The following is a 20,135-nucleotide window of genomic DNA, read 5'->3' as shown; positions in this document are numbered from 1 at the left end:
CCAGCAATTTGCCCGTCAAGCCGCGCGATAACGCGCCTCAGCGGCGCTATGGTCTTCATAGCCCATATCGCCTTCACCCGTCCGGAAGCGATCGATCTTCTCGGAGAGCATGTCGACGCGCTGGCGCAGGCCATGGATCTCCGCATTGTTTTCCTCAACCATGGCCGCATTCCGCTGTGTGATCAGCTCGACTTCGGCGACGGCGCGGGTCACTTCCTCAATGCCGGTCGATTGCTCGGTCGTGGCCGAAGAAATGTCGGCAACCAGCCTCTGAACACCGGTGACGTGGCTGATGATCTCGGTAAGAGCCGATCCGGTCTGCTCCACCAGACGAACGCCATTCTGCACCTGCGACGAGCTTGCGGAAATAAGGCCCTTGATCTCCTTCGCCGCATTGGCGCAGCGCTGCGCCAGCTCACGCACCTCTTGCGCGACCACTGCAAAGCCACGGCCCGCCTCGCCCGCACGGGCTGCCTCGACGCCAGCATTGAGCGCCAGAAGATTGGTCTGGAAGGCGATCTCGTCGATGACGCCGATGATCGTGGCGATCTTCTCGGAAGAACGGTTGATCTCGCTCATGGCGCCGACAGCCTTGGCGACGACCTCGCCGGACTGCGTGGCATAGGCCTGCGTCTCGTTGACCGAGGTTGCCGTCTGACGTGCGCGATCGGCGGTCGAGCGAACCACGTCGCTGAGACGATGCAGCGCCCGCGAGCTTTCCTCGAGCGCGGCCGCCTGCTGCTCGGTGCGCCGCGCCAGGTCGTCGGCCGACATGGCAAGATTGCCGGTGCCGCCCTTGATCTCCTCCGCGGTGTAGCGAACGTCGGTCAGCGTCTCGCGTAGGGCCTCGATGGCATGGTTGTAGGTGAAGGCCATCTCGACGAAATCCGCCGACAGATCTTCACGCATGCTTTCTTCCAGATTGCCGTCGGCAAGCTTGGCGAGAACGTCGGCAAGCGCGTTCAGGGCCTGCTTCTGTTCTGCCTCGATGCGAGCGCGCTCGGCGGCCCGGCGCGAAGCCTCTTCCGCCGACAGTGCGCGGGCGCTTTCCGCCTCCCGTTCCAGCCGCACGTTTTCTAGGGCGGCGTCGCGGAAGACGCTGACGGAGCGGACCATATCGCCGATCTCGTCACCGCGGTTGCGCCCGTCGATCGCCACTTCCAGATCGCCGCTGGCAAGCCGCGTCATGATCTCGGTGACGCGCTTCAGTGGTGCACGCAGCGTTTCTACCAGCATCAGGCCGCCGACGATGGCAAGCAGCGTGCCGAGGATCATGGCGATCACGGAGACATTGGCGGAGCGCTCGCTGTCTTCCTTGCCGAGTTCCTGTGCCTGGGCGACGAAGCCACGCAACGACGTCATGGCATCGGCCAGCAGATTGTTGGACTGAACGCGCGTCGTCTTCCAGTCGGCCGACGTCTGCAGCAGATCGGCCGAGCCATTGGTAAGGCTGTCGATCAGCGGCTGCACATGAGCGGCGAAATCGCGCATCGTCGCATTGGTCTGGCCGAGAGAGGAGATCTTAGCCGCCACAGTTTGCAGATCCTTGAGATCGGCCATGACCGGCTCGCGTGATGTTGCGTCGCGAACGTTTTCCATGCGCGAGGCATGCAGGGTCAGACGATCGACGATGCCGAGCGCCTCGTCGACACGATCGAGAAGTTCCTTCTGACCGTCGATGATCTTGTCCAGGCTGACGAAGCGATCCGCAGCGGTATCGCTGTTCTTCGCCGATTGCAGCGTCATGTCGGCTTCGATTTTGACGAAGCTCTGCAGGATCGGCCCCATGGCCTCGACCTTCTGGTCCGGGGTGCCAGACCCCTTCAGCACGGCATCGAGCTTGTCGGCGGCTTCCGAGGCATTGTTCACCAGACCTGCGCCACGCTTGGACACCAAAGCCTTCGACACGGCGACCTGCTTCAGGATGGCGTCGGCATAGGTGCGGGCATCGGAAATCTCCTCGGTGGAATCGGCCGCCATCTGCACCTGGATGCGCAGATTGCTCATCTTCTCCGACAACCCCTTATAGGCCGCGGCATCATAGAGCAGCTCCTTTGCAAAGGTTTCCTTGTCGTTGAAGTCCTTGCGGATGATATCGATCTGCTTGCCTGCCGCCTTGCCGGCAGCCTCGATGTTCTGCACGCCCTTGCGGATGGCCTCGACATCGGCGTCCTGCTTTTGCCGGATGGACCAGAGAGTTGCCTGCTGAGAACGCATCTTGGCGGCAAGCTCGCTGACCGGCACGATCTTGGCGCGCTGATCGTCGCTCAGGAGCCCGCTTAGCCGATGCACGCCCTGTTCCTGCGCATCGATCTTGCCACTCAGCGCCTGGCGCGTGTCGTCGGACGGCGCGGCGGTAAACTCAAGGAGAGCGGCCTGAAGATTTTCGAAATCACTAATATTTTCTATGGTTGCACGCGTCACGGTCATGTGACCGTTGAGAATATTGGCAGTATGATAGCCGACGAGACCGACACCGGCGATAAGAACCACCAGGGGGACCACGAAGATCAGAACCTTGGTCACAATCCGGCGGCTTTGCAAAAGACGATCAATGAAAAACATGCGGCGCCCCAAAATGGATCTATTAAGTCTTCGGAGTCGGCCGGACTGTCATTCCTGCTGCGCTGCCGTAGATGCTTCTGCCTCATGCAAAACCGCAGCGAGCCTCAAGAAATAAGATTGAATAAGAATTAATCGCGGCGGCAAAACCGGTTGGGGCGACAAAGATTCTACAACCTGACGATCATTTTACATCCATTACGCGAAAAATCATTCGATTTGCAACAACTCTGCTGCATCGCACAATCGAATTGGCGCGCGGCAAGACGGCTTGCGATTCCATTTTGCGGAAAACGGCGCTAATCCAGACGGACATATCCGGGGAATCGTCTGTATCAATGCAATTGACCAAGAACATGCGGGGCGCGCTTTTCATGGCTGCGGCCATGGCAGGATTTTCCTGTAGCGATGCGCTGTCCAAGACGGTCATCGCCAGCATGAATGCAGGCCAGATCATCTTCATCCGCGGCATCTTCACCACGCTCTTCGTCTACCTGCTTGCCCGCAAGATGGGTGCGCTGCGATCCTGGAGGGTCATCCTGCAACCCATGATCGCATTGCGCATCGCCTGCGAGGCGATCGCTGCCGCAACCTATATTACAGCTTTGGGGATGATGCCGATCGCCAATGCCTCAGCCATCCAGCAGGCTGTTCCCCTGGCTGTAACGCTCGGGGCCATGATATTCCTGAAGGAGCCCGTGGGGTGGCGACGTTGGACCGCTATCCTTGTCGGCTTTGCCGGCGTGTTGATCATCATTCGTCCTGGCCCGGACGGTTTCACTCTGGCGGCGCTGTTGGTCACGGCCTGCATGTTTGCGACCGCCGCGCGCGATCTGGCGACGCGCTGCATCAGCAGCGACATACCGTCATTGATGGTGACCATGTGCACGGCCATGTCGATCACCATATTCGGGGCATTCTGCATCGTCCCCTTTGGTGGCTGGCAGCCCGTGAGCATGGTATCGCTGCTGCAGATCATGCTGGCTTCCGTTCTGGTGCTGATCGGCTACCAGTCCGTTATCCAGGCCATGCGCACGGGAGAAATTTCCTTTGTCGCGCCGTTCCGCTATCTAAGTCTCATCTGGTCCAGCTTGCTCGGCCTCGTCGCTTTCGGCGAAATGCCCGACGGATGGTCTATGATCGGTGCTGCAATTGTCATCGCTTCCGGCATCTATACATTTTACCGGGAGAACAAACGGCGCGCAGCCGAGCGCATTGCGCAGGAAACAGAAGCGCGCGTTCCTGCCTGAGGTCACTGTCATGCCCGGCTTCGTCGTCAATGCCGCCGATATTCCAATTGTTCTTCTCGCAGGTGGACGCTCAAGCCGCATGGGGACGAACAAAGCCTTTGCGATACTCGGCAATCAAACCCTTCTTGCTGGTATCCTGGCGCGCATCGGGCGAACGCAGAAAAATCCGGTGGCGTTGAATGCCGATGACGATTGGCCTGACGCCATGGGGTTGAGGCTAATTCCTGACACGCTACCGGGTAAACTCGGCCCTCTTGCCGGCATGCTCGCAGCGCTCAAAGATACAGCCATACGCTATCCGGACGCCTCGCATGTTGCAACGGTGCCGATAGACAGCCCCTTTTTTCCCGGCGATCTTTTCGCACGGCTGGCCGAAGCCATCCGGGGCAGAGATGAAGCTGCTATCCCGGTATCCTCAGGGCACGACCACCCTGTCTTCGGTCTGTGGCCAGTTTCCGTCACCGACGATCTCGAAACATGGATCGTCAACGACCCGAAACGGCGGGTCAGGGATTTTCTCGCCCGCCATACGGTCCGGCGGGTTGAATTTCCAGCCATCCAAACCTCGATCGGCCCCCTCGACCCCTTTTTCAACGTGAACACCCCGGACGATCTCGTCGAGGCAGAGCAATGGCGCGCAGCATTGGAAAACATGGCATGACGATACCTCGACCGAAGATCTTCGGCATTGCCGGCTGGAAGAACTCCGGCAAAACCGGGCTCGCTGTGCGTCTCGTCACGGAATTCACGCGGCGCGGCTACCGGATCTCGACGATCAAGCATGCGCATCATGATTTCGATATCGACAAGGTCGGCGCCGACAGTTTTCGCCATCGCGAGGCTGGAGCGCACGAAGTCACCATCGTCTCTGGAACGCGTTACGCCATCATGCATGAGTTGCGCGGGGCACCGGAACCGAGCTTCGAAGAGATATTGGCCCGCCTGGCCCCTTGTGACCTGGTGCTGATCGAGGGTTACAAGCACGAACCGATCCCGAAGATCGAAGCCCGTCGCCTTGCAGCAGCCAAAACAGAACCGCTGGCCCCTCAGGATCCGTATATCGCAGCCATTGCCGCCGATCATCAGGTCGAAGATGCCGGCGCGCTTGCGGTCTTCGATCTCAACGACACCATCGCCATCGCCGATTTCATTGCGGCGACCATCCATCTCGGTCAGCCGGCCAAATAAAAGGCCGCCGGTTTTCCGGCGGCCTCCATTTCTGTGTCAGCGAACGCTTACCGCTTTGCGACCGGACGAACCAGCGGCGTGATGCGCCGGATGGTGACGCGGCGGTTTTCCTGCGACGGTCCGAGCGTATTCACCTTGAGGTACTGCTCGCCATAGCCCTGGGTTACCAGGTTTTCGGCGGGAATGCCGTAGACGTCGGTCAGCACGTTGGCGACCGATTCCGCGCGGCGGTCCGACAGGATCAGGTTGCTCTGTGCCGAACCAACGGCGTCCGTGTGGCCTTCGATGAGGAAGGTCTCGGTCGGATCGCGCTGGATGACCTTCGAGATGCCGTCCGCAACCCCACGCAACGTGCTGGCCTGCGACATTGGAATGTCGGCGCTGCCTGTCGCGAAGGTGATCGTATCGAGGTCGATACGGCGGATCTTGTCACGGATACGTGCAGAATAACGCACTTCGTTGACCGAATAGATGCGCTCGACCGGCTCTACCGGCGGCTCCCGCAGGAAGTCGTAGTAGTTGGTGTTGCGGTTGGACGCGGTGTCGATGATGTACTGGCTCAAAGGAATGAGCAGGCGCATCGGCGGCAGATCGTCGCCCGGGTCGCGGAAGTAGTCGTCATGATCCGGCCGCTGTTCCAGGTCCGGAGAGTAGAACAACACATATTCGCGGCCGCGCGCATCGATACGCGAGCGCTGGACGATGTCGCCGTAACGATTGCGAATGGTGATGATCCGGTCGCCATTCGGCTGGTCGATGGTTTCGCGATAGCGATCCCGAGGCAGCTGCTCGTAGGTCGGCCGCTCGCCGCCGCGGACGAAGCGGTCTGTATCGTCATGGCGAACAACATAGGTGTTGTCGACATTCACGATCGTGCGGTTGTCCTGATTGATGACGGTCTGGATCGTCGTGCCCTGCGGCGGGACGAAATCCGGACGGCGATCGATGCGGCGACCCTGCTCGCTGGTCACGGCTTCGATCTTGACCGGCGGTTGCTGCTGGCCACCGGCAGGGACGCGCTGCGCGTCCGCGTCGGAGGTCGGCGGCTTCGTGTAGGCCGGAGGCGGCTGCTGGGCGGGATTGTTCTGCGCCTGGCCATTCTGGCCCTGACCGTTCTGACCTTGCCCGTTCTGACCCTGGCCACCCTGCCCGCGACCACCTTGGCCGCCGGGGTTCTGGCCGCCATTCAGATGCTCGCCGCGACGAACGGAATCCTTCTGGCTATCGAGCACGGCGCTGCCGTTCTCAACCGGCAGAATGACCGGACCGTTTGCGGAGCCTGGATTTTCAGCGATCTTCTTGCGGCGCTCCAGCTCCTGCGGCGAAACCTGTTCGGCCGGAGGCACCTGGATTTCGCCGGCCTGCTGGCCGCCATTGGCTGCCGGAGGCGTTGCGTTGCCTTGGGCAGGAGTCTCGGCCCCATTGGCAGGCTGCTGCTTGCCTGGCTGCGGCTTTGCCTCATTCCCCGGCTGTGCCGGCTGTCCCTGCGACTCGCCCTTTGTTGCCGGCTGCTGCGGATTGGCGGCGGGCTGCTCGCCCTGCGGCTGTTTGCCATGCGTCTTGTCGGCAGGCTTCTGTCCCTGCTCGGCACCGGGCGCTACCTGTGTTCCCGGCTCTGCCGCGGGCTGCTCCTGCTTGGCTGGCGGCGTCTTCTCGCCCTTGGGCGGCTGGACGGTCGGCGTCTGCGGCTGTTCTGCCGGCTGCTGCGCCGGTGCCTCGGGCTGGCCCTGGCCCTGCTTCTTCGGATGAGCGTTCTGGTCGGGTTGAGCCTGCTTGGCCGGCTCCTGCTGGGTCTGGGGCTCGGCGGTGGCGGGAGCTTCCTTCTGCGCCGGAGCAGGCTGCTGCGCCTTCGGTTCAGGCTTCGCCTTGGGCCGAGGCTTTGCCTCCGGCTGCGCTTCTTCGGCAGGCTGCTGCTCTACCTTTGGCTGCGGAGCCTCGACAGGCTGTTTTGCCTCCGGCTGCTTGCCCTTGTGCTTGGGCTGCGGCGCTTCGGGTTCTGCTTCAGGCGCGACGGCCTTGGGCTGCGGCTTGGCTTGAGGTTGGGCTTCAGGCTGAGCTTGCGGCTCTTCCGCCGGCTGCTGACGCTGCTTCTTCGGTTCGGGCGGAGCTTCTGCGGCCGGCTGCTTTTGCGGCTTCGGCTGCTCCTGTTCTGCAGGCTGCTGCTGGTGCTCGGCCTTTGGCGGCTGAGCTTCCGGTTGCGGCTGCTTCTGCGGCTTCGGCTCGGCTTCCGGTTCGGCCTGCTTCATCTGACGCTGAGGTTCAGCGCCGCCTTCGGGCTTCTGGCCCTCGTGCTTCTGCCCCTGCGGCTCGCCTTGCTCACCCTCAGCCGGCTTCTTGTGCTTGAGTTGCTCTTCTTCCGGCTGGGCGGCTGGCGCCTCCTGCTGAGCCACTTCGAAACTTGCAGTGGCACTCGCCGTTCCGACGATGCCATTGTTCAGCGGTGCGATGGGCTGCTCACGCAGCGCCGCAGCCACCGCCGGCTCGAATACGAGCGAAAATGAAAGCAGCGGAAATGCGGCGCTGGCAAATAGTCTGGATCGCTTACCCATATGGGGTCTCCTCTTGTAATCTTTGTCTGCCGAATTGCGAATCTCAGCCGGCAAGGCGATGCCTCACGATCCGGGCCATTTTCCGGTTCTCGTAAGGCTGAATCGCGGCAAGCCGCTATATGTTCCCAAACTATTAGGTTGCAGCCATTAACCCTGGCTGAACGTATTGGACGGCTTCCGTTCAGATTTGCCGGCAGCGCGGTCTCTTCGCGGTGGGAGCGGATGACAACGAGATCCTTCGTAATTCCAGTTGCAATTTCCGAAAAAAAAGTACGAATATCGCGCCAAGGCGGGTCACAGACCCGCTCCACTCGAGCCGTCTGCCAAGACATAATAATGGGCTGCCGGCCACCAACAGAGAGGATCATTATGCGCATTTCCACTCGTCTCTTTGCCGCTGCGTCCTTCGCTGCGATGTCGCTCCTTGCCGGCGCCGCGCTGGCTGACGGCGACACGATCGTGTTCGGCACCGATGCGACCTACCCGCCCTTCGAATCGCTGGAAGCAGGCGGCAAATTCGTCGGCTTCGACATTGATATAGCGAATGCTCTTTGCGATCAGATGAAGGTCAAGTGCAGCTTTGTGAACCAGGACTTCGATGGCATCATCCCAGCCCTGCAGGCCAAGAAGTTCGACGCCGTCATCTCGTCCATGTCGATCACGCCGGAACGCGAAAAGATCGTCGACTTCACCAACAAGGTCTACAATACGCCGCCGGCAATCGCCGTTTCGAAGGATTCCACCATCAAGGAAGCAACCGACGAAGCCCTGAAGGGCAAGTCCATTGGCGCCCAGTCTTCCACGACTCACGCCAACTATGCTTCGGTCCACCTGAAGGACGCCGAACTGAAGCTCTATCCGTCGGCTGACGAATACAAGCTCGACCTTGGCAACGGCCGTATCGATGCCGCCATCGACGACGTCGTGGTGCTGTCGCAGTGGGTCAAGTCGGATGCCGGTTCTTGCTGCAAGATGCTCGGCACGCTGAAGACCGACCCGGTCATCAACGGCGTTGGCGCCGGCATTGCCATCCGCAAGGGCGACACGGCCCTCAAGGACAAGCTGAACGCCGCAATCGCCGCGATCCGCGCTGACGGCACCTACAAGAAGATTCAGGACAAGTACTTCGATTTCGACGTTTACGGCGGCTGATCGCCTGTCGATTCCTTGGGAAAAGACGACGGCGGAAGCTTGCTCTTCCGCCGTTTTTGTTTGACAACGAGAACAATACAAGCAGAAACGCGGCAAAAGCCGCCAGGGGAAATATAGCATGAGCGGATTGTTTTCCGCCGTAGGTTCGTTGTGGACCTGGTTGAGTACGATATTCGACCCGTTGTGTGGTCCGGCTGGTCTGTTCACCATTTACAGCATGTTCAGCCCGCACACGCTACTTGCCTGCGGCGATGCCGGCTGGGGCGACGAACTGGCCGGCGGCCTGAAAATTACCATTGCGGTCTCTCTCGCCACACTGCCGCTTGGGATCGTCATAGGCTTCTTCGTAGCGCTCGCGCAGCAATCGGAAGAAAAGTCCTTACGACTTGCTGCGGGAGTCTTCACAACGATTTTCCGCGGCCTGCCCGAGCTTTTGACGCTCTTCATCATCTACTACGGCCTGCAGATCCTGCTGCAATCTTTCCTCGCCAAATTCGGCTATGATGGTCCGATCGAGATCAATGCCTTTGCCGCCGGCATGGTCGCACTCGCAATCGTGTTTTCGGCCTATTGTTCGGAAGTGCTTGTATCTGCCTTCAAGGCCATACCGAAAGGCCAGTATGAGGCCGGCGACGCCCTCGGCTTCCATCGAGCGCGGACAATGCGGCTGATCATCGTACCGCAGCTCGTGCGCATCTCGCTGCCAAATCTCGGAAATCTCTGGATGAACCTGCTGAAGGACACATCCTACGTATCGATCATCGGCCTTGCGGATATCATCCGGCAGACCGGGATCGCCGTGCGCGCCACCAAGGCACCCTTCACCTTCTATTCGATCGCCTGCCTGTTCTATCTGACGCTGGCTGTCATTTCCTCGATAGGCCTGTACTACCTCGACCGATGGGCCAAGCAAGCGGAGGTTCATCGATGAGCCATGCCGAAGTTCTGATCGCGGCGCAGCCCGCGCCGCCCCAAACGGCGAAGAAGTTGTCCAAAGCCCGTGTAACCGGCTACTTCTTCCTGACCCTCTGGGCCATTCTCGGCGTCGCACTGATCGCGATGATCGTTTTCGGTTGGGATGTCGAAAAGCTCGAAACCTTCGGACCGAGGCTGCTCAACGGTCTTGGGATCACCATCAAGCTCGTCGCCATATCCTTTGTGCTCGGCGCAATCCTGTCGATGCCGCTCGCCGTCGCGCGCATGTCGAACAACAAGATCCTGAGCACGCTGACCTACTGCTATGTCTACCTGTTCCGGGGCACGCCGCTGCTGGCACAGATTTTCATGGTGTATTACGGCTTCCCGAGCTTCCGCTGGTTCTTCGAAGACATCGGCATGTGGTGGTTCTTCAAGGATCCGTTCTATTGCGGCGTTTTTGCCATGACGCTGAACACCGCCGCCTATCAGACGGAGATCGTCCGCGCCGCAATCCAGAGCGTGCCGAAAGGTCAGAGAGAAGCCGCCAATGCACTCGGCATTCACACATGGGTCGCCTTGCGCAAGATCATCATCCCGCAGGCCCTCATCGTGGCGCTGCGCCCCTACGGCAACGAGATCATTCTTCTGATCAAGAGTTCAGCGACGGTTTCCATCATCACGGTCTACGACCTGATGGGCGAAACCCGCTACGCGTTCTCCCGCACATACGACTACCAGATCTATCTGTGGGCGGCGATCTTCTATCTGGTGATCGTCGAGTTGATGAGAAACGGCTGGGCCTTCATGGAAGGCCGGCTGACGCGCCACTTGAAGCGTTGATCCAACAAGGGCGGCGCAAGCCGCCCTTGTTGGCAGCACTCGCAACAACGCGCTGCTAACACTTTGATTTGCAATAAAAATCCTTATATGACACTTTTGTAAAGCTTGAGTTTACCTTCAGCTGTTTCCATATCTTAGTGACCATGAGTCACGAACAAGAATGGAACTGAAAGAGAAAGCTCATGCACGACGACATGCAAAAGCAGTTGCAAGGCTATGGGTTGACGACCGCACAGATCTTGTACCGCCTGCCCGATCATCCGCAGTTTCTCCAAACCTATATCTGGCAGGATTACGACCTCGCCCCGAACTTCCCGGAAATGCGCGGCTTCCTGAAGTTCTGGCAGGAGACGCTCGACGGACCGCTGCATTCGGTGCGCTACGTTCATCGCAAGCTGATATCGGCCAGCGAGTGGCGTGCAGTGAAAGGCGAATTCATCCTTCACTAGAACACGTCGCGCACGGCATGCACGGTTTTGCGGCGACGACACGCGCAGAGGCAAAGAGCCAAGCGCAGGAAGCGAATCTGGAAGATCGCGGCGTGTCAAAGCCGGTCGGGTTGGTTGCGCTAAATTTATCGGCGGCTCGACGTCGCTCGATCAGACATGCGCTTCGCCATGCACGAAGTCCCCGTCATCAGTCCCACGATGGAAGGTGCCATAGAGAACCACGGCATAGAAGATCGCGACGAGCACGATGACAGCCAGACCGGGCAGCGGCCCAAGAGATGCATTGTCAGCGATATAGCTCCAGGAATGCGCCAACTCCTGCGGCACATCGGCGGTCTGCAGTTTCGGCGTTGAAATCTTCAGTACCCATGCCAGCAGCAGGATCGCATACATCCAGCAATAATTGCGCCGCAAGCGCCGCTGCACCGCTTCAGCATGGCTGAGCAGCAGGCGCGGAGAGCGCAGGCTGGTCGCAATCGGCAGCGCCCAATCGAGATTGAGCTCCGATTGCGGCGACAGGATCTGTGCGAAGTAGTGCCGCTCGAGCTGGCGCACCCGCGACCGGTAAACATCGAAGAACCGATATCGCCGCGCTTCAATCATCAGCAGCAGCGTGATCAGCATCATACCGAACAGCAGCACGCCATGATGCGACGAAGGCGTCGACAGGGATACGGAGAGCAGAGCCGCAGCCACCGTGATCGCCCAGTTCGATGTCCGGTCGATGCGATCGCGCCAGCTGGTCATCCTCGCGAGTTCGCCCCGATAATAATGGGTCAATGTATTGGTGATCTCGGCCGATGTCGCCGGCAATGAGGGAGCCTTGCGTCCTGTCGCATCGCCTGTCGGGCTCGTTACGGTCAACTCGGTATCCATTGTCATTCCTCCCGTATTTTTTTGTCCGGATCGCGTCCCCCAACTCTCCGTCGTCGACCGTGATATTCTGCGCCTCCCTTGCAAGCATTGCAAAAGCAGATCAGGCATTTTAATGCCTGCAGAACAAACAGAAGGGCTGCTGAACCATGGCAAAGAAAAAGATCGACGAAGATGCGCTGGCGGAAGCCTACAACCGTGCCCTTGAGCTGGAGAAGGCTGGCAATATCGATGCAGCCGTACGGGCCTATGAAGAGGTCCTGGCGCTGGATCCGGAAGATCACGGCGGCGCTGCCGTGCGCATAGCTTCAATGGGACGCGGCGAAACGCCGGTCAAGGCACCAGACGCCTATGTTGAGACGCTGTTCGATCAGCACGCCGAAGTTTTCGAGGACGTCCTCGTCGAACAGCTGGGCTATCATGTTCCCATGCTCGTCCGGCAACGCCTGCAGGCCCTCGGTCTCGGTCCGTTCAAGCGTATGCTCGACCTCGGCTGCGGCACGGGCTTGACCGGAAGCACGCTGCGCGACGTCGTTGATGACATCACCGGCATCGACATCTCCGAAAACATGGTCGAGGTTGCCCATGAGAAGGACGTCTACGAGACACTCTTCGTGGCGGAGGTCGAGGACTTCCTCGACGACAATGACGAAGAGCCTTTCGATCTCATCACCGCCACCGACGTGCTCCCGTATCTCGGAGCGCTGGAGCCCCTGTTCTTCGGCACCGCCGAAAACATGGCGCCTGGCGGCCTTTTCATCTTTTCCTCCGAGACACTGCCGGATGCGACCATGGCCGGCCGTCCCTACATGGTCGGTCCGCATCAACGTTTCGCCCACGCAGACGGTTATGTCCGCGAACGGTTGAAGGAAACCGGCTTCGAACTGATCGAGATCACCGACATCAACGTCAGAATGCAAGACGGCCAGCCGACGCCCGGGCATCTGGTGATCGCACGCCGCCTGGCGGACTAAGGTTATGAAAGCCAGACACCAGGAATAGTTACCCAAAAGGATAACTATTCCTTGCGCGACGACCGGCGAGCTGATACTTAGCCAATAAAGCAAGTATCAGCTCGAACCTTGATCATGGAAAGGTCGTCGCATGTCCCTCATTCTCTATCAGCATCCCCTCGCATCGTTTTGCCACAAGGTCCTGATGGCGCTCTATGAAAACGGGACGCCGTTCGAAAGCCGGGTGATCGATCTCGGCAATGAAGAGTCCCGCGCCTCACTTGTCCGGCTCTGGCCCCTTGCCAAATTCCCGGTGCTTCGCGACGAAGCGCGCGATAGCACCATTCCCGAAACCAGCATCATCATCGAGTATCTCGACCGACATTATCCGGGTGCGATCCAGCTATTGCCGACAGAGCCATCCGATGCCTTGTGCGTCCGCCTCTGGGATCGTTTCTTCGACCTCTATGTGCAGGATCCTATGCAGAAGATCGTCGCTGACGTGCGCCGGGCGGAGAAGGATCAAAGCCCCCAGACCGTTTCCGACGCCAGGGCATTGCTACACACTGCCTATGGAATGATCGAGAAGCAGTTGAATGGAAAGATCTGGATCACCGGCGACAGTCTGACGATGGCCGATTGTGCGGCAGCGCCGGCACTTTTCTATGCCGAAACGCTCGTTCCCTTTGGCGAGGAGCATAGCAGCTTGACGGCCTATTACCGGCGCCTTCTCGCGCGCCCATCCTTCGCACGCGTCCTCAAGGAAGCCATGCCCTACTTCCATTTTTACCCTTATAGCCGGAATCTGCCTGAGCAATTCCGGCCGGAAATGCCGAATGCTTGAGGAACCACAGGCGCTCGACCGCATGTTTCAGGCCCTTTCCGACCAGAGCCGCCGCGGCATGATTGATCGGTTGGGGCTTGGACCGGCCTCGGTTACGGAGCTGGCGCAGCCACTGGACATGGCGCTGCCCACCGTGATGAAACATCTGCAGGTGCTGGAGACCAGCGGGCTCGTTCTATCGGAAAAAGCCGGTAGGGTGCGAACCTATCATCTTCGCAAGGAGGCACTTGCAGCCGTCGAGCGATGGATTGCCGAGCGCAAGGCATCCTGGAACAGGACTTTCGATCGGCTCGACCTGTTCCTGGCGGAAACATCGACGGAGGCGACGGACGAATGAGCGAGAGATCGACAGACCATACGACGATCACCATTGAGCGCCACTTCAAGGCGCCTTTGGCCAGGGTCTTCAACGCCTGGGCAATCCCTGAGCATAAGCGGCAATGGTTTGCCTGCCACGGCGAATGGAAACAGCTGGATTTTCAGCTCGACTTCCGTGCCGGCGGCCGCGAGAGCAACCGCACAGCCTCCCCGGATGGCGTCGTGCACGCCTACGAGGCACGCTACATCGACGTCGTCCAGAACAGGCGCTTCATCTATGCATTCGACATGATGCTCGACGACGCCAGAATTTCCGTGTCGCTAGCGACGGTCAATTTTGCCCCTGAGCCCGGCGGCACGAAGATGACTTTCGTCGAACAGGTGGTGTTTCTCGATGGCTACGGCGACAATGGCTCACGGCTGATGGGTACGGAAATCGGCTTCGATAACCTCCGGCTCTATGTCGAGGGAGACGATACCAGGCCGAATTAGCTCCTGATGTCACCAAGAATGGCTGCCAGAAGCTGCCCCTCGAGTTCGGCAAGCGCCGGATTGCCGTGGCGGCGCGGATGTGGATAGGGAATGACGAGATCGAGCACGATCCGCCCTTCGTCGAGCACCACGACGCGATCGGCCAGATGCACGGCCTCGCTGACGTCATGCGTCACCAGCACCGCGGTAAAACCAAGCTCTCGCCAGACGCGGTTCAGCAATTCCTGCATGCTGATGCGTGTCAGCGCATCCAGTGCGCCAAGCGGCTCGTCGAGAGCGAGGATGCCGGGCTTGCTGACGAGCGCGCGCGCAAGCGCCACACGCTGTTTCTGCCCGCCCGAGAGACTGGAGGGCCATTCGTCGGCCTTTTCGGCGAGCTGAACTTCGGAAAGAACGGACGCAGTTTCCTTTCGCAATACCTCCGTCGGCACGCCCTCGCCCAAGCCAACGGCCACGTTGTCGGCAACAGAAAACCAGGGCAACAGCCGCGGCTCCTGAAAGACGATGCGCGTATTGGGTTGCGCATCCTTGCCATCGAAAGCTTCGAAGCGCAGATGGCCCGCGCTCGGCTCTTCCAGTCCCATCAGGATACGAAGCAGCGTGCTCTTGCCGCAGCCGCTCTTGCCGATGACGGCAACGAACTGCCCGGCAGGAATATAGAGATCGATGCCCCGCAGGACGCGGTTATTTCCGAAGCTCTTTTCCAGACCCTTGATATGGATCGCCGCAGCGCCCGCAACGGGCGGAGCAACATGGTCGGCTTCCGTCCTCGGACGGTCTATCGCGATAGCGCTCATGGCAAGCTCCTCAATTCTGATAGGCTGGGTTCCAGCGCAAAGCCTTGCGCTCGATCGTTCGCGCGACGACATCGGCAAGCTTGCCGAGAATTGCGTAAATGACCAGCGTCAGGACAACCACATCGGTCATGCCGAATTCACGGGCGTTGTTGGCCATGTAACCAATGCCGGACGATGCGGCGATCGATTCAGCGACGATGAGCGTCAGCCACATGATGCCGAGCGCGAAGCGCAGGCCGACGAGGATGGACGGCAAGGCGCCGGGGAAGATGACCTTCCGAAACAGCGTCCAGTTGCTCATGCCATAGACCCGTCCCATCTCGATCAACCCGCGGTCAACATTGCGAACGCCGTGATAGGTGTTCAGATAGATCGGGAAGAGCACACCGAGCGCGGTCAGAAACAGCTTCGATTCCTCGCCGATACCGAACCAGAGAATGACGAGCGGCACCATGGCGAGATGCGGAATGGTGCGCAGCATCTGCAGCGTCGTATCCGTCAGCTGTTCGGATAACCGCGACACGCCATTGGCGATGCCGAGGAGAAAGCCGATCGAGCCGCCGACCAGCAGGCCTGCGAATGCGCGGCCTGCACTGACCAGGATATTGTTTGGCAACTGCCCGGAAATTGTCGTCTGCCAGAAGGCAACCACGACAGCTGCCGGCGACGGCATGATACGAGTGGAGATCCATCCGAACGTCGACCCGAGTTGCCAGGCAGCAATGACGACGATTGGCAGCAGGAAAGGCAGAAACCTCTGCAACGAGACGACCTGCCTTGCCGTCCTGACCGGACGGGTCCGGCTTTCGGCGCCGACGCGTATGAAGGAAGTATCGAATGCCGACATGAGGATCTCCCTGAAAGAATGAGTTACGAGCCGGAAACCACCTTCAGATTGCCGCCGTGGCTGCCGCCGGCAAAGATCTGTTTGGCGCCAAACTCGTTGCGGAACCCCGCGCGCTGTTCTTCGCGGCTCAATCCAAGTTCGGGGAACAGGAGCTCCGCGACCCGATAGGCCTCCTCCAGATGCGGATAGCCGGAGCCGATGACGGTTTCGATGCCGAGTTCCTGATATTCGCGCAATCTTGCCGCTACCGTCTTCGGCGATCCCACCAGCGCTGTGCCGGCGCCGGCACGCACCAGACCGACGCCGGCCCAGAGGTTTGGCGATACTTCGAGTTTGTCGCGTCGGCCGCCATGCAGCGCTGCCATGCGCTTCTGGCCGACAGAGTCGGACTGCGTCACGAATTGCTCTTGAGCCTCACGGATGGTCTCGTCGTCGAGCTTGGAGATCAGCTTGTCGGCAGCGGCCCATGCCTCTTCATCCGTCTCGCGGACGATGAAATGCAGACGGATACCGAAGCTGACCTCGCGCCCTCGCTTGGCAGCGGCGGCGCGCACCTTCTCGATCTTTTCGGCGACCTGCGCGGGCGGCTCGCCCCAGGTCAGGTACTTATCGACCCGGCCGACAGAGAATTCGATACCGGCATCGGAAGAACCGCCGAAATAGAGCGGCGGACGCGGCGCCTGCACCGGCGGCAGGCCAAGCCGTGCATTGGTCGCCTTGATGTACTTGCCCTCGAACGTTGAGGAGCCCTTCTCCAATAGCTCCTCCCAGACGTGGAAGAACTCGTCCGCATGGGCGTAGCGTTCGTCATGCTCCAGATGAATGCCATCACCCGCGAGCTCGGCCGGGCTGCCGCCGACGACGATATTCAACAGCACGCGGCCGTTGGAGACACGATCGAGCGTCGAGGCGAGACGCGCATAGTAGGCTGGCGACGCCGTGCCCGGGCGGATCGCGACGAGGAACTTCAACTTCTGCGTATGGGCGGACAGAGCAGCTGCGGTAACGAAGGATTCCTCGCAGGAGACGCCTGTCGGCAGCAATACGCCGGAATAGCCAAGGCGATCGACCGCCTGCGCGATCTGCTGGAGGTATCCGATCTCCGGCCCCCGATTGAGATCGGAGGTGCCGAGATAGGTGCCGTCACCGGAAGTCGGAATGAACCAGAGAAAATCGATGGGTTTTGCGGTCGCGGTCATGACGTTTTCCTGCCTTCTGGATGCGCGTGATCGGAAGCCACTTCCCGATGTTCGACTTGGATAGTGACATAGACTATGGATTATATCGACAATGCAGATTTTCTATTGCCAGGCGTTGGACGGAATATTTTTGCTGACGCGACCCACATCCGTAGTGTTTCGGATGTGGGCTGCCGCAGCGGCAGTGGCCGCTCCTCAGCTCGCCCTCGGTCGCCAGACGATATCCGTGACGGTCAGTTTCTTCGGCACGATCCCGAGATTGTAGAATTCATCGGCCAAGCCCTGCTGATAGGCAATTGCAGCATCCGTGATGGTCGAGACACCGCCGAGATCGGCGCCGGGGCGCGTCAGTGTCACCCGGGTCACCGCTGCCGGAACGCCGGTAATTTCGGCTAGCGCTGCAACGCTTTCATCCAGATGGGACTGCGCCGCTGCCCCGACCTTGGCAAGCTCATCGATGATGTCGGCGACGACCTGCGGGTTATCCTTGGTGAAATCAGTGTTGGCGAGGAAGTAGCTGAAGGAGTCGACGATACCGCGCGCTGTTGTCAGGATGCGGGTATCCGGGTCTGCCTCGGCGATGGCGAGATACGGATCCCAGATGGACCAGGCATCGATGGCGCCGGTCTTGAACGCTGCTGAAGCATCCGGCGGCGCAAGATCCAGTGCCTGAATGTCGTTGACCGTGAGCCCTCCTTTGCGCAGCGCCTTAACCGTGACGTTGTGGGCGCTGGAACCGCGCTTGAAAGCGACTTTCTTGCCCTTGAGATCGGCGAGTGTCTGGATCGGTGAATCCTTGCGAACCAGAATGGCCGAGCTTTCGGGACTGCCGGTATAGAGGCCGACATAGAGCAGATTGCCATTGGCGGCCTGCGCAAAGAGCGGTGGTACATCGCCGGTGGCGCCGAAATCGAGCGCGCCCGCGCCCAGCGCTTCGAGAAGCGGTGGCCCTGAGGTAAATTCCGACCATTCGACGGATATGCCGCGATCGGAGAGCCGCTTTTCCAGCGCGCCCTTGCGTTTGGCGAGCGCCAGTACGCCGTTTTTCTGCCAGCCGATGCGAAGCGTCGTTGCGGCGGCTGCTCGCGCCGACCGGATCGACGGCAACGCAAAGGCGGCGGCCGTAGCGCCGAGGAGGCCGAGTGTCTGTCTGCGCGAAATCATCGAGGATCCCTTTCATGAGGCTCAGGCGCTTTCGCGGCCATCGGCTCGTTGTCGATAGCAAAGGATCGCAAATCCATAGATTATATCGACAAAGGATATTATGAAGTTTTGCACCTACGGCGAAATTCCATTCCCATAAATGCCAGATTTAGAAATCATATTTCAAACATCATGCCACGGTGACAAGTTGTCAGATAGATCGGCCTTCCGTCCAATCAGGCTTTCCGCTAAGCCTTCGAGTCAAATTCGGACAGGGAGTTACAGGAATGGCAAAGGTCTCATTCATCGGCATGGGCGTCATGGGCTACCCCATGGCCGGGCATCTGAAGGTCAAGGGTGGGCACGACGTTACCGTCTACAACCGTACCGTCGCCAAGGCCGAGGCATGGGCCAAGCAATATGACGGCAAGTTCGCCCCTACCCCGGCTCGAGCTGCGGAGAACGCCGACTTCGTCTTCACCTGCGTTGGCAATGACGACGATCTGCGCTCGGTGACGACGGGCGAAAACGGCGTGCTCTCGGCCATGAAGGCCGGTTCCGTTCTCATCGATAACACGACCGCAAGCGCCGAAGTTGCCCGCGAGCTCTACGATGCGGCCAAGGACAAGGGCATCGGCTTCATTGACGCCCCGGTCTCCGGCGGCCAGGCCGGCGCCGAGAACGGTGTACTAACCGTCATGTGCGGCGGCGATGAAGAGGTATATGAGAAGGCACGTCCCGTCATCGAAGCCTATGCGCGCATGGTCGGCCTGATGGGATCGGTTGGCGCGGGCCAGCTGACCAAGATGATCAACCAGATCTGCATCGCCGGCATCGTTCAGGGCCTGGCGGAAGGCATTCACTTCGGAAAGCAGGCCGGCCTCGATATCGAGAAGGTCGTGGAGGTCATTTCCAAGGGTGCCGCCGGCTCCTGGCAGATGGAAAACCGCCACAAGACGATGAATTCAGGCAAATATGATTTCGGCTTCGCCGTGGATTGGATGCGCAAGGATCTCGGCATCGTGCTGGAGGAAGCACGCCGCAACCAGGCCAAGCTACCTCTGACGGCGCTTGTCGACCAGTTCTACGGCGACGTTCAGGCGATGGGAGGCAATCGCTGGGATACCTCCTCGCTGCTCGCGCGCCTGGACAAGAAGTAAGGAACGCCGCGGCCCAACGCAGCAAGGAGCGAGCGCCGCATCAAGACGGCGCTCGTTTCGGGTCAGTCCTCGTTGGATTTGGCATTCTCGATCAGCATGTAATCGAGCGGTAGTTCCGTCGAATACTTGATCTGCTCCATCGCGAAAGCCGAGGAGACGTCGCGGATTTCGATCTTCGCGATCATGCGCTTGTAGAAAGCGTCATAGGCGGCGATATCGGGAACGACCACACGCAGCAGATAGTCGACGTCGCCGCTCATGCGGTAGAACTCGACCACTTCCGGAAAATCGGCAATCACTTCGGAAAAACGCTTCAGCCATTCGATAGAGTGGCTGTTGGTGCGGATGGATACGAAAACCGTGACCTTGGTGTTGACCTTTTCCGGATCGAGCAGCGCCACGCGACGGCGAATGACGCCATCCTCTTCCATCTTCTGGATGCGGCGCCAGCACGGGGTGGTCGACAATCCGACCTTCTTGGCAAGGTCGGCCACGGCCAGAGTGGAGTCCTCCTGCAGGAGGCGCAGGATTTTGCGGTCAAGACGGTCCATTTTCAGCATCCCTTCGAATTATATTCTCTCTATAGCCTATTATCGGCGGA

General features: G+C 59.8%; 20 protein-coding genes. 12 read left to right on the top strand and 8 right to left on the bottom strand.

Translation table 11 applies throughout. From position 1 onward, the window contains the following. Positions 1–15: 15 nt before the first annotated feature. Entirely contained in the window at positions 16–2,565 is a 2,550-nt protein-coding gene (locus tag ACIQJ2_RS12760; protein ID WP_400669101.1) for a methyl-accepting chemotaxis protein, read from the bottom strand. 335 nt (positions 2,566–2,900) lie between these two features. On the opposite strand from ACIQJ2_RS12760, the gene ACIQJ2_RS12755 reads away from it, so the two are divergent. Genes ACIQJ2_RS12755 through mobB form a run of 3 tightly spaced genes read left to right on the top strand, consistent with a single transcriptional unit; the run spans position 2,901 to position 5,000 of the window. Continuing rightward, the gene (locus ACIQJ2_RS12755; protein ID WP_400669099.1) at positions 2,901–3,812 is read left to right on the top strand and encodes a DMT family transporter; all 912 of its coding nucleotides are present in this window, start codon (positions 2,901–2,903) and stop codon (positions 3,810–3,812) included. Positions 3,813–3,822: 10 nt separating this feature from the next. After that, positions 3,823–4,473, top strand: coding sequence for a molybdenum cofactor guanylyltransferase MobA (gene mobA, locus ACIQJ2_RS12750; protein ID WP_400669097.1), 651 nt, complete (start codon positions 3,823–3,825; stop codon positions 4,471–4,473). Then, complete coding sequence (gene mobB / locus ACIQJ2_RS12745; protein WP_400669095.1) at positions 4,470–5,000, top strand: molybdopterin-guanine dinucleotide biosynthesis protein B; 531 nt, start codon at positions 4,470–4,472, stop codon at positions 4,998–5,000. Before mobA ends, mobB begins: the two co-directional genes overlap by 4 nt. A 47-nt stretch (positions 5,001–5,047) precedes the next feature. Here the strand turns inward: mobB and ACIQJ2_RS12740 are convergent, their stop codons facing one another. Then, the gene (locus tag ACIQJ2_RS12740) at positions 5,048–7,549 is read right to left on the bottom strand and encodes an OmpA family protein (RefSeq protein ID WP_400669093.1); all 2,502 of its coding nucleotides are present in this window, start codon (positions 7,547–7,549) and stop codon (positions 5,048–5,050) included. A gap of 369 nt (positions 7,550–7,918) precedes the next feature. Between ACIQJ2_RS12740 and ACIQJ2_RS12735 the strand changes: the two genes are divergently transcribed. The 4 genes from ACIQJ2_RS12735 to ACIQJ2_RS12720 all read left to right on the top strand — a co-directional run bounded on the left by ACIQJ2_RS12735 (position 7,919) and on the right by ACIQJ2_RS12720 (position 10,908). Further along, positions 7,919–8,701, top strand: a complete 783-nt coding sequence (locus tag ACIQJ2_RS12735) for a lysine/arginine/ornithine ABC transporter substrate-binding protein (protein WP_199150596.1) — start codon at positions 7,919–7,921, stop codon at positions 8,699–8,701. 118 nt (positions 8,702–8,819) lie between these two features. Beyond that, positions 8,820–9,632 carry an ABC transporter permease gene (locus tag ACIQJ2_RS12730; RefSeq protein WP_199150595.1) on the top strand — a complete coding sequence of 271 codons (813 nt, stop codon included), beginning with the start codon at positions 8,820–8,822 and terminating at the stop codon, positions 9,630–9,632. Further along, positions 9,629–10,459 (top strand): ABC transporter permease, encoded by an 831-nt coding sequence (locus ACIQJ2_RS12725; RefSeq protein WP_400669090.1) that lies wholly within the window; start codon positions 9,629–9,631, stop codon positions 10,457–10,459. Before ACIQJ2_RS12730 ends, ACIQJ2_RS12725 begins: the two co-directional genes overlap by 4 nt. A 182-nt stretch (positions 10,460–10,641) precedes the next feature. After that, positions 10,642–10,908: an aspartate-semialdehyde dehydrogenase gene (locus ACIQJ2_RS12720; RefSeq protein ID WP_113345563.1), complete on the top strand. Its 267-nt coding sequence runs from the start codon at positions 10,642–10,644 to the stop codon at positions 10,906–10,908. A 150-nt stretch (positions 10,909–11,058) separates the two neighbouring features. Here the strand turns inward: ACIQJ2_RS12720 and ACIQJ2_RS12715 are convergent, their stop codons facing one another. Continuing rightward, positions 11,059–11,784 carry a DUF2270 domain-containing protein gene (locus ACIQJ2_RS12715; RefSeq protein WP_400669087.1) on the bottom strand — a complete coding sequence of 242 codons (726 nt, stop codon included), beginning with the start codon at positions 11,782–11,784 and terminating at the stop codon, positions 11,059–11,061. Between the two features lie 146 nt (positions 11,785–11,930). Here ACIQJ2_RS12715 and ACIQJ2_RS12710 point away from each other — a divergent pair, with 146 nt between their 5' ends. From ACIQJ2_RS12710 to ACIQJ2_RS12695, 4 genes are all read left to right on the top strand, one after another. Next, positions 11,931–12,755 carry a methyltransferase domain-containing protein gene (locus tag ACIQJ2_RS12710; protein WP_400669084.1) on the top strand — a complete coding sequence of 275 codons (825 nt, stop codon included), beginning with the start codon at positions 11,931–11,933 and terminating at the stop codon, positions 12,753–12,755. A 130-nt stretch (positions 12,756–12,885) separates the two neighbouring features. Then, on the top strand, positions 12,886–13,578 hold the full coding sequence (locus tag ACIQJ2_RS12705) for a glutathione S-transferase family protein (protein ID WP_400669082.1): 693 nt from the start codon (positions 12,886–12,888) through the stop codon (positions 13,576–13,578). Next, positions 13,571–13,915, top strand: a complete 345-nt coding sequence (locus ACIQJ2_RS12700) for a metalloregulator ArsR/SmtB family transcription factor (protein ID WP_199147972.1) — start codon at positions 13,571–13,573, stop codon at positions 13,913–13,915. Before ACIQJ2_RS12705 ends, ACIQJ2_RS12700 begins: the two co-directional genes overlap by 8 nt. After that, a complete protein-coding gene (locus ACIQJ2_RS12695) occupies positions 13,912–14,388 on the top strand; it encodes an SRPBCC family protein (RefSeq protein ID WP_199147971.1) in 477 nt (158 codons plus the stop codon). The genes ACIQJ2_RS12700 and ACIQJ2_RS12695 overlap by 4 nt, the downstream gene beginning before the upstream one ends. Here the strand turns inward: ACIQJ2_RS12695 and ACIQJ2_RS12690 are convergent. The 4 genes from ACIQJ2_RS12690 to ACIQJ2_RS12675 form a co-directional block, all read right to left on the bottom strand. Continuing rightward, positions 14,385–15,185 carry an ATP-binding cassette domain-containing protein gene (locus ACIQJ2_RS12690; RefSeq protein ID WP_400669079.1) on the bottom strand — a complete coding sequence of 267 codons (801 nt, stop codon included), beginning with the start codon at positions 15,183–15,185 and terminating at the stop codon, positions 14,385–14,387. The two genes, ACIQJ2_RS12695 and ACIQJ2_RS12690, sit on opposite strands and share 4 nt — an antisense overlap. A gap of 10 nt (positions 15,186–15,195) precedes the next feature. Beyond that, positions 15,196–16,032: an aliphatic sulfonate ABC transporter permease SsuC gene (ssuC, locus tag ACIQJ2_RS12685; RefSeq protein WP_400669077.1), complete on the bottom strand. Its 837-nt coding sequence runs from the start codon at positions 16,030–16,032 to the stop codon at positions 15,196–15,198. A 23-nt stretch (positions 16,033–16,055) separates the two neighbouring features. After that, positions 16,056–17,231 (bottom strand): FMNH2-dependent alkanesulfonate monooxygenase, encoded by a 1,176-nt coding sequence (gene ssuD, locus ACIQJ2_RS12680; protein WP_199147968.1) that lies wholly within the window; start codon positions 17,229–17,231, stop codon positions 16,056–16,058. A 195-nt stretch (positions 17,232–17,426) separates the two neighbouring features. Continuing rightward, complete coding sequence (locus tag ACIQJ2_RS12675) at positions 17,427–18,395, bottom strand: aliphatic sulfonate ABC transporter substrate-binding protein (protein WP_400669073.1); 969 nt, start codon at positions 18,393–18,395, stop codon at positions 17,427–17,429. Positions 18,396–18,661: 266 nt separating this feature from the next. On the opposite strand from ACIQJ2_RS12675, the gene ACIQJ2_RS12670 reads away from it, so the two are divergent. Further along, complete coding sequence (locus tag ACIQJ2_RS12670; protein ID WP_400669071.1) at positions 18,662–19,534, top strand: NAD(P)-dependent oxidoreductase; 873 nt, start codon at positions 18,662–18,664, stop codon at positions 19,532–19,534. A gap of 62 nt (positions 19,535–19,596) precedes the next feature. Here the strand turns inward: ACIQJ2_RS12670 and ACIQJ2_RS12665 are convergent, their stop codons facing one another. Beyond that, complete coding sequence (locus ACIQJ2_RS12665; RefSeq protein ID WP_068388031.1) at positions 19,597–20,085, bottom strand: Lrp/AsnC family transcriptional regulator; 489 nt, start codon at positions 20,083–20,085, stop codon at positions 19,597–19,599. Positions 20,086–20,135: the final 50 nt, after the last annotated feature.

Origin of the sequence: Rhizobium sp. NPDC092011, assembly GCF_044756305.1 — a bacterium.
GTDB lineage: Bacteria > Pseudomonadota > Alphaproteobacteria > Rhizobiales > Rhizobiaceae > Rhizobium.
This window is presented reverse-complemented; position numbering and strand designations above follow the sequence as displayed.